The organism is Streptomyces sp. WM6372, from assembly GCF_001279655.1.
Classification (GTDB): domain Bacteria; phylum Actinomycetota; class Actinomycetes; order Streptomycetales; family Streptomycetaceae; genus Streptomyces.
The window spans coordinates 19,434-27,405 of the sequence record NZ_LGDB01000245.1; the positions used below are offsets into that span (position 1 = coordinate 19,434).

The following is a 7,972-nucleotide window of genomic DNA, read 5'->3' on the forward strand; positions in this document are numbered from 1 at the left end:
GCGCCTCCCTACGCCGCCGCGGGATCCACTGCACCATCCCCGACCAGGCCGACCAGGCACACGACCGCAGGGAATTCGGCCTCCGCGGAGGTCTGCCACCGCGCTTCGCCCCGACCGACTACCGCGAGCGCGATGGGGTCGAGTGCGTGATCAACTGCCTCAAGAGGCACCGCGCTGTCGCCACCAGATACGACGAGCTCGCGGTCCGATACGAGGCCACCGTCCTGATCGCAGCCATCAACGAGTGGTTGTGACCCGTTCGTTTCACATGGGAGGGGTGCGGGCGGCGAGCAGTTCCCGCAGAAGTTCCACGATGAGATCGGGCTGTCCCGCGAACGGTGAGTGGCCTGTCTGCCATTCGCGCACGTCGGTGCAGCGCGATGCCATCCTCCGCTGGAGGCCGGGGTCGATGGCCCGGTCCTGTGCACAGACGACGTAGGTGGCTGAAGTCCTCTTCCAACTGTGGCGTTGCGGGACTCCTCGTCCGCAGCCCGGGGCTTGCGGACGCAGCAGGCCGACTGCCCGGGCGGCGAGGGGCTCGGGGCAGTCGCCGTAGAGCGTGTCGACGGCCCGGCCGGGGTGCAGACTGGTCGAGCCGTAGGGCTCAGGGATGATCGCGTCCCGGAGTTGCGGGGACATGCCGCCTAGACTGGCCGCGCTCTCGTCGGTATCCAGCACGAAGGCCGCCAGATGGACTAGGTGCTCCACTCCGCGTACCCCTGTGATCACTGACCCTCCGTAGGAGTGACCGAGGACGATCGGGGACTCCGGCAGCGCATCGATGACGGCCTGGACGGCGGCTGTGTCGGCAGGCAACGAGCCCCGATGGAGCTCAGGCACGACGACCTCGGTTCCGGCGGTCCGCAATCGTTCCGCCACCACATCAAAGTGCTCGGGACGGTGATACAGACCGTGTACAAGCACCACAGCACCCAACTCGCCCGTCTCCTCAGATCGATGCCGGACAGCGAGCCTAGCTCCGAACCACGGCGAACCCACCACCTTGATCCGCTTTCGACACACAGCCTGCCTGGGGTATGTCCAGAGAACACGTGGTGCCCTCCCGACGCCGGCGCGCCGGCCCGCGGCCCTGGCGCCGGTCCCGGACCGGACGGCCCATCCGGGACGAGCCGTGCGCGTTCCTTTTCCGGGCCGCGCTGGGTGCGGTGAGGCCGGTGGAGCGTCACTCGCCGATGCCCAACAGCTGGAAGGGGCCTCAGGGCGGAGGCTGAGGACGGAGCGTGCGCCGACCCGTGTCGCGGAAGCCTGGGAGCCTCGGATTGCCGTCCCGGCTCTCCAACGGAGCACCAGCCACGCGCGCTGCTGCTGCGCGAGGGCCGCGCCCATGTGACGGGACACGGTTACTGAACGCCCACATACGATGACCGGTCCGTAGCCGCGGGCGCCGCCGGGCCAGGTGTGCTGCGGGTGCCGGGCTTCCCCTCGGGGACGATACTGAAGGTCACGGTGCGTGGAGGCGACATGGGTGAACCGGAGCGTCGTGGCCCGAAGCCGGCCTCGGTGCCCGTCATCGAAACGGCAGCGGTCGTACTGGACGACGCGGGCGTGGTCATGGCCCGTTCGGAGCTGGCTGCGACCCTGCTGGAGTGTTCGCCGGGTCAGGCCTGCGTCTCCTTGCTGGGACTCCTGCCGAGCGTCGGTACGGAGGAGGGACCGGCCAGTCGTCTGGTCACCGTTCCGGGTGGCGATCAAGCAGGTCAAGAGGGCCCTGTGGCCTCTCTGGTCTGCACGGTTGTCCGGCTTGCAGCTGACACACCCGGCGCATCCGGCGCCGCCGCGCAGTGGCTTGTCCTGGTCGCTCCGGCGGAAAACGCGGTGGAGGCAGCCGAGCGAGATGCGTGGCGACGCCGGACAGGGCTGTCCCACGCCGCCGCCGAGGGCATCGGCGCCTCCCTGGACGTGATCGAGATGGCGGAGACCCTCGTGGATCTGCTCGTTCCCGATTTCGCCGACCTGGCGACCGTGGACATCGCCGAGCAGGTGCTGGTGGGCGACGAGCCCCCGCACCTGGACACCAGCGGCGACGTCCGCCTGCGCCGGACCGCCGCCGCGCAGAGCCCGGAGATATCCGCCGAGAACCTCCTGGCGGTGGGAGAGGCGCTTCCGCCGGTGACGGACAGTACGTTGATGCGCCCCCTCATGAAGGGGCTGCCCGTGCTGGTGCCGGACGTCGCCGTCCTGCACGCGAAACTCGGCGTGGATCCGGAGAACCTGCGGTTGCTCGTCCCGAGCGGGGCGCACTCCTCCGTGGCGGTGCCGCTCTACGCTCGAGGCCTGATCCTCGGCTGCGTCACGGTCTGGCGCAGTCAGTTGCCCTCCGCGTTCAGCGAGGAGGACGCTGCCCTGCTCCAGGACGTCGTCTCCAGGGCCGCGCTCGGCGTGGACAACGCGCGCCGTTACACGAAGGAACACCGGTCGGTGGTGGCCCTTCAGCGAAGCCTGCTGCCGCGCTCGGCTTTGGATTCCGCGGCTGCGGAGACGGTGGGCGTCTACCAGCCGGCGGGTGGCGGCGTCGGGGTCGGCGGGGACTGGTTCGACGTGATCCCTCTGCCCTCGCTGCGCGTCGGATTCGTCGTCGGAGATGTCGTCGGCCATGGACTCGATGCCACCGCGGCCATGGCGCGACTGAGGACCGCGGTGCAGGCCCTGGCCGACCTCGATCTGGATCCGGGTGAGCTGCTCACACACCTGGACGACCTGGTGCTCGGTCTCTCCAGCGAGGAGATGACCGGCGATTCCCGCTCCGAGACGGCGATGCTCGGAGCGACGTGCCTGTACGCCGTCTACGACCCGGTGACGAGGAAGTGCACCGCTGCCACGGCGGGACATCCGCCGCCCGCCCTGCTGTCGCCCGGTGACGAGCCGGCCTTCGTCGGCACGGTGCCGGGACCACCGCTGGGAGTCGGCGGAATGCCATTCGAGGTCACGGAGTTCGCAGTACAGCCCGGCAGTATGCTCGCGTTCTTCACGGACGGACTCGTCGACAGCCGAGACGGCGACATCGACGAGGGAATGGAGAGGCTGAGGAGCTCGCTCGCCGGCGCGGACCCGAGCCGGAGCCTGGGCGAGATAAGCCAGAGGATCTTCGACAGCGTGCTCCCTCAAGAGCCCGCCGACGACGTCGCTCTGCTGCTCGTCCGTACCCACGCCCTCTCGTCGGATCAGGTCGCCGAGTGGGAACTCGAACCCGACCTGTCCCTCGTCGCGCACGCCCGTGATCTGGTGGTGGGCCAGTTGGGCGACTGGGAGTTGGACGAACTGAGCTTCGTGACGGAGCTCGTCGTCAGCGAACTGGTCACGAACGCGATCCGGTACGCGGGCGGACCGGTGAGGCTCCGGCTGATCCGTGACCGGGTGCTCGTATGCGAGGTGTCCGACCCCAGCAGTACTCAGCCGCGCCTGCGTCGCGCACGGGAGTCGGACGAAGGCGGGCGTGGCCTCTTCCTCGTGGCCCAGCTCACCGACCGCTGGGGCTGCCGGTTCACCGGTACCGGGAAGACCATCTGGACGGAGCAGCCCATAGGAGGCTTCCTCGTCTAGGGTTCCACGACCTCGGCCCGCTTCGTGGAATGGCGAGGCGAGACGAGGCGAGGCGTCGGTCCTAGAGGAGTGGGAACCTCCCCTGAAGCGCCGGCCGAGTCGCGTGCCGGATGGGCGTTCATACCCAGGCGCTACGCGGGCCAAGCCGTTCGGGAGTGCGATGTGCAGGACCTGCCCTTCCCAGGTGTGGTTGCAGTCATGGCCGCGGCGGTGCCATCCACTGACACCCGACTTCGCGGCGCCCATGTCGCACCAAGTCCCGAGAGGTGTCACCGCGCCGCCCGTCCGGACCTCGTGACGTGCATTCAGGCGGCCGTGGAACCGCCCCTGTGCCCAGGTTGCTTGGCGGGGCGGCAGCGGCGCGTGTAGTAGGCGTAGGTCAGTACCAGGACGAGAGGGCCCCACAGCATCCCGGGGGCGATGCAGAGGCGGGCCAGTATCTGCCAGCCGCCACTGCTGAACCCGGCGGCGTCACCCACACCGAACCAGCTCAGCAGTACGGGTGCCCAGAACACGGTCGCGCTCAGGCCGCCGAGGGAGGCGGGGATGATCGCCGCAAAGGGAGCAATCCGTTTGCCGCCGATGAACGGAAGCCATGCGGGGGCGACCTCGCCCCATCCCCGCACCAGTCCGAGGGACAGTAGCGCCAACCCCTCCGTGATCAAGCTGAGCCCGAAGACGTAGGGGACGGACACCCACAACGACGACGGCATCGCCCCGTCCGCGTCCAGCCCCATCTCAAAGCCGAAGGCGAACGGTAACCGCCACAAGCACTGGGGCAGTAGCAGCAAAGGGATCGCATGGGCGGTGATGGAGGCCCATGGTGGGACCGGACGTTCGGTGTGGTGCGCAGTCGTGGTCGGGTGAAGTCCGTCGATCGCTGTCATGGCATCAGCTTCTTCGGTCCTCGGCGGCTGGTCGTCACCCCCGAGGCGGTACAGCCGTCTGCACGGGGGAGCCATGAGTCAGCCTTCGGGATGATGCGTCGGCGGGAGAGGGCATCGCCGGTGTTCGACGCTCAGAGCCTCTCCGGTGGCCGGGCCCGGTGACACCACCCCCCGGATCATCAACAACAAGGGGGGAATTCATGCCGGATCCGAAAGCCGTAGGCTCCACTGCGGAGCCACTGAAAGGCAACGGGGGGAGGGCGGGCGCGGGCGCGTGGGGCTCAGGTCCGCGCTGCGGGCAGAGACTGCTACGGCCCCTGCTCGCCCGGCAGTTCGCGGGCTGACCTCAGCGGCGACAGGAGCAGGGGGATCACGGCGAGCAACTCGCCCAGTGCCCCGACCCACAGAGCCGTCCGGGCCCCGAAGTGCTGTCCCACCAGCCCTCCGAGGAGCGCGCCGATCGGCATGGATCCCCACACCACGAAGCGGATGGTCGCGGTCATCCGGCCCAGGAGGGGTTCGGGGCACAGCCGCTGCCGATAGGCGACCGAGGTGACCTTGAAGGTCATGTAGGCGGTCCATCCCAGCCCCTGGAGCAGGACGGCGACGGCGAACCGCCGGTCCGCCTGGTAGAAGGGCAGCGCCAGCAGCCACAACAGGCCGCTGACTACGACGGACGCGCACATGGCCCGCCCCTGCCCGAGCACGGCGGCGATCCGCCGGGTGAGGAGGCTGCCGACCAGCCCGCCCACGGCTTCTGCGGCGAACACCGCACCGCACAACAGCGGTGACAGTCCGAGGTCTCCGGCGAGCAGGACCAGGAGCATGGCGGCCCCGACGGTACCGCAGAGGTTGGAGACGGCGGCGGCGAGGGTCAGCGCCCGCAGGATCCGGTGCCCGAACACGAAGCGGAGGCCTTCGGCGATCTCGCTGCGCAGCGACGCTTCCGGCCGCGCCGCGGGGCGTTCGCCGAGGGGCCTGACGCGCGCGACGAGGAGCGCCGAGACCGCGTAACTGAGGGCGTCGGCGGCGAGTGCGACGGGTGCGGTGAGGGCGCCGACCAGTGCTCCGGCCAAGCCCGGGCCGCCGACCTGGGTGATGTTTCGGGTGGCTTCCAGTCTCACGTTCGCCCGTACCAGCTCCGTCCCGCCCACCAGCCGCGGCAGTGCGCTCTGGGCGGCCACGTCGAAGAAGACCGTGCACACAGACATCCCGAAGGCGACGGCGTACAGCTGGAGGAGCGTCAGGGCGTCCAGCCAGGCGGTGAGGGGGATCGAGAGGAGCAGGGCGGCGCGTCCGAGGTCGCCCGCGACCAGCACTGGCCGCAGGGGCAGTCGGTCCACCCAGGCGCCGGCGGGCAGGCCGATGAGCAAGAAGGCCAGGTACTCGGACACGAGGAGCAGGCCGGTCTCGAACGCCGTGGCGTCGAGAGTGCCGATCGCGACGAGGGGCAGGGCGAGGAGGGTCACGGCGGATCCGGACTGGCTCACGGTGTCGGCGGCCCAGAGCGCGCGGAAGCCGACTGCGGAGGAGGGCCGTTCGGCTCGTCGGTGGCGGTGGCGGTGGCGGTGGCCGTGGCCGTGGCCGTGGCGGTGGCCGTGGGCGGTGCCCGGGCAGGAGTGCGTCATGGGTGCGAAGATCACCGGCGCGGGGGCTGCGCGGCCATTGTTTTAGTCTGGGCCGAAACCTGGTGGGCAGCGTGGAGGGGGCCCGGGCATGGGCGAGGTGCGGTTCGGGGTGCAGGACGTGGCGGGGGTCAGGTTCGCGGTATCGCCGCTGTGGGAGACGGTCGTCAGCTTCTCGGCCGTCGCGGATCCGGGGCGTTACGCGGTCCACTTGCCGTGGATCACGTCGGTACGGCCGTTGTGGGAGGACCGGGCTCTCGCCCGGCGGACCGCTCCGCTGCGGGTCGTGGCCGGCGCGGATCCCCTCCGGCCGGACCCGCCGGGCTTCCTGACGCCCCCTCCACGCTGCCCGCTGGCCGAATTCGAGGAGGAACTCGCGATCCTGCTGGCCGCACCGGCCCCGGAGCCCGGGATGGACCTGCCCGGTCTGGAGGATGCCCTGCGTGCCTGGTGGGAGGCGGCGGTGCGGCCGTACTGGGCCCGGATCCGGGCGGTCCTGGAGGCGGACATCGCGTACCGGACCCGGCAGCTCGCGGAGGACGGCATCCAAGAGGTACTCGCCCGGCTGCATCCCACGCTGAGCTGGAGCGGCGACCGGCTGGTCTCACCAGACCTGGCCCCTGCCGTCCTCGACCTGGACGGCAGGGGGCTCACATTGGCCCCGAGCGCGTTCACGCTCCGCTGCCGGCTGCTGACCGGACCCGGTCCGGTGCCGCCGGCCATCGTCTACCCGGCGCGGGCCGTCGGCACCCTGTGGGAGCGGCGCGGTGCCTCCGGCGAAGGGCTGGCCCGGCTGCTGGGCCGCAGCCGGGCCCGGCTCCTGGCGTTCACCACCTCGCCGGCCACCACGACGCAGCTGGCCGCCCGGACCGGGCTGAGCCTCGGTGCGGTCTCCCAGCACCTCGCGGTGCTGCGCGACGCCGGTCTCGTCACGAGCCACCGCTACCGGCGCGAGGTGCACTACGCGACGAGCGAGCTTGGCGACGCTCTGATGGATCGGGCCCAGGGCGGATCGGCTGACCCGGTGGAACGACCGGTTGCCGCGCCACCTCAATCCGCTGGACGTGGTGGGGGCGACCATTCGAGCCGGGTACGCCTTTGACACCGTGCCGGCCGCATGGGGCGGGGTACTGGGCCGTTTCGATGCGGGTTCCCTGCGCCATGTGGCGGCACCCGTTCTCATCCTCTCTCACCCTCAACGGCGAGAAGGACTCCGTCTTCCGGTCCAGTGGAAGGGAGTTCGCCCGCGCCCGTCTGCGGGCACGGATCGAACTGATCCCGCGCGCAAGGCACCTCGCGAACTTCGACGACCCAGATGCCTTCACCAGCGCCGTCTGCCGCTTCGCGGTGCAACTGCCCCTTTCCACCAACTGAAGTCCCGACGCACCGTCTACATGCCGTCCGTGCCATGGCCGTAGAACCACGCTCGGCAGTACCTCTCGGACGGGTCGCCGTCGCGGAAGAGCGGTCAGGGCCCTTGAGTTGGCCCCAGCTGAGCGCTCGCCAGGTGTCCGCGACGGTCTCGGCGACCGGGCGGCAGCACGGACCCGTGCCCGACGCCGGCCACCTGAGGGTGCCCCGTCGGGACTGCGACGCGCACGTGACGAGGGTCCGCGAGAGTGCAGGGCAGCTCCCCGAGGTGCTCACGGGGCCGTTGGCGAAACTGCTCGATGGCCATCGCGAACTGGAGGCTGCGGCCAGCAGCTCATCGGACGGCTGGGGGAGTCCTTCGCCCCGCACGGCGCGGCGCGCAACACCAAGACCCTCCACGCGCTAGAACCATGGAACGCTGCCGACGCCGAGCGCCGTCGTGTTTGGTCAAGGCCCGTACAGCTTCTGGCATCCAGCCCTGGGAATCACAGGAGGCCTTCGCGATCACCCGAGACCCCTGAGCAGACC

At 70.3% G+C, this 7,972-nt stretch carries 5 protein-coding genes and 1 pseudogene; 3 read left to right on the forward strand and 3 right to left on the reverse strand.

Translation table 11 applies throughout. From position 1 onward, the window contains the following. Positions 1-264: 264 nt before the first annotated feature. Complete coding sequence (locus ADK52_RS37050; RefSeq protein ID WP_053694234.1) at positions 265-936, reverse strand: alpha/beta fold hydrolase; 672 nt, start codon at positions 934-936, stop codon at positions 265-267. A 546-nt stretch (positions 937-1,482) separates the two neighbouring features. On the opposite strand from ADK52_RS37050, the gene ADK52_RS37055 reads away from it, so the two are divergent. After that, positions 1,483-3,561, forward strand: a complete 2,079-nt coding sequence (locus tag ADK52_RS37055) for an ATP-binding SpoIIE family protein phosphatase (RefSeq protein WP_159046124.1) — start codon at positions 1,483-1,485, stop codon at positions 3,559-3,561. Positions 3,562-3,866: 305 nt separating this feature from the next. On the opposite strand, the gene ADK52_RS37060 is transcribed toward ADK52_RS37055, so the two are convergent. Beyond that, the gene (locus tag ADK52_RS37060; RefSeq protein WP_053694236.1) at positions 3,867-4,448 is read right to left on the reverse strand and encodes a hypothetical protein; all 582 of its coding nucleotides are present in this window, start codon (positions 4,446-4,448) and stop codon (positions 3,867-3,869) included. A 308-nt stretch (positions 4,449-4,756) separates the two neighbouring features. Next, the gene (locus tag ADK52_RS37065) at positions 4,757-6,076 is read right to left on the reverse strand and encodes an MFS transporter (protein ID WP_078988889.1); all 1,320 of its coding nucleotides are present in this window, start codon (positions 6,074-6,076) and stop codon (positions 4,757-4,759) included. An 88-nt stretch (positions 6,077-6,164) separates the two neighbouring features. Here ADK52_RS37065 and ADK52_RS37070 point away from each other — a divergent pair, with 88 nt between their 5' ends. Both ADK52_RS37070 and ADK52_RS44235 read left to right on the forward strand, forming a co-directional pair. Then, positions 6,165-7,175: an ArsR/SmtB family transcription factor gene (locus ADK52_RS37070; protein WP_063784032.1), complete on the forward strand. Its 1,011-nt coding sequence runs from the start codon at positions 6,165-6,167 to the stop codon at positions 7,173-7,175. Continuing rightward, positions 7,081-7,447: pseudogene (locus tag ADK52_RS44235) on the forward strand (alpha/beta fold hydrolase); the annotation flags it as partial. The gene ADK52_RS37070 and the pseudogene ADK52_RS44235, both read left to right, overlap by 95 nt. Between the last annotated feature and the right edge of the window lie 525 nt (positions 7,448-7,972).

Excerpts from the sequence above, each read along its gene's own strand:
- ADK52_RS37055 (WP_159046124.1), top strand. The coding sequence starts at position 1,483 with ATGGGTGAACCGGAGCGTCGTGGCCCGAAGCCGGCCTCGGTGCCCGTC.
- ADK52_RS37065 (WP_078988889.1), bottom strand. The coding sequence starts at position 6,076 with ATGACGCACTCCTGCCCGGGCACCGCCCACGGCCACCGCCACGGCCAC.
- ADK52_RS37060 (WP_053694236.1), bottom strand. The coding sequence starts at position 4,448 with ATGACAGCGATCGACGGACTTCACCCGACCACGACTGCGCACCACACC.
- ADK52_RS37070 (WP_063784032.1), top strand. The coding sequence starts at position 6,165 with ATGGGCGAGGTGCGGTTCGGGGTGCAGGACGTGGCGGGGGTCAGGTTC.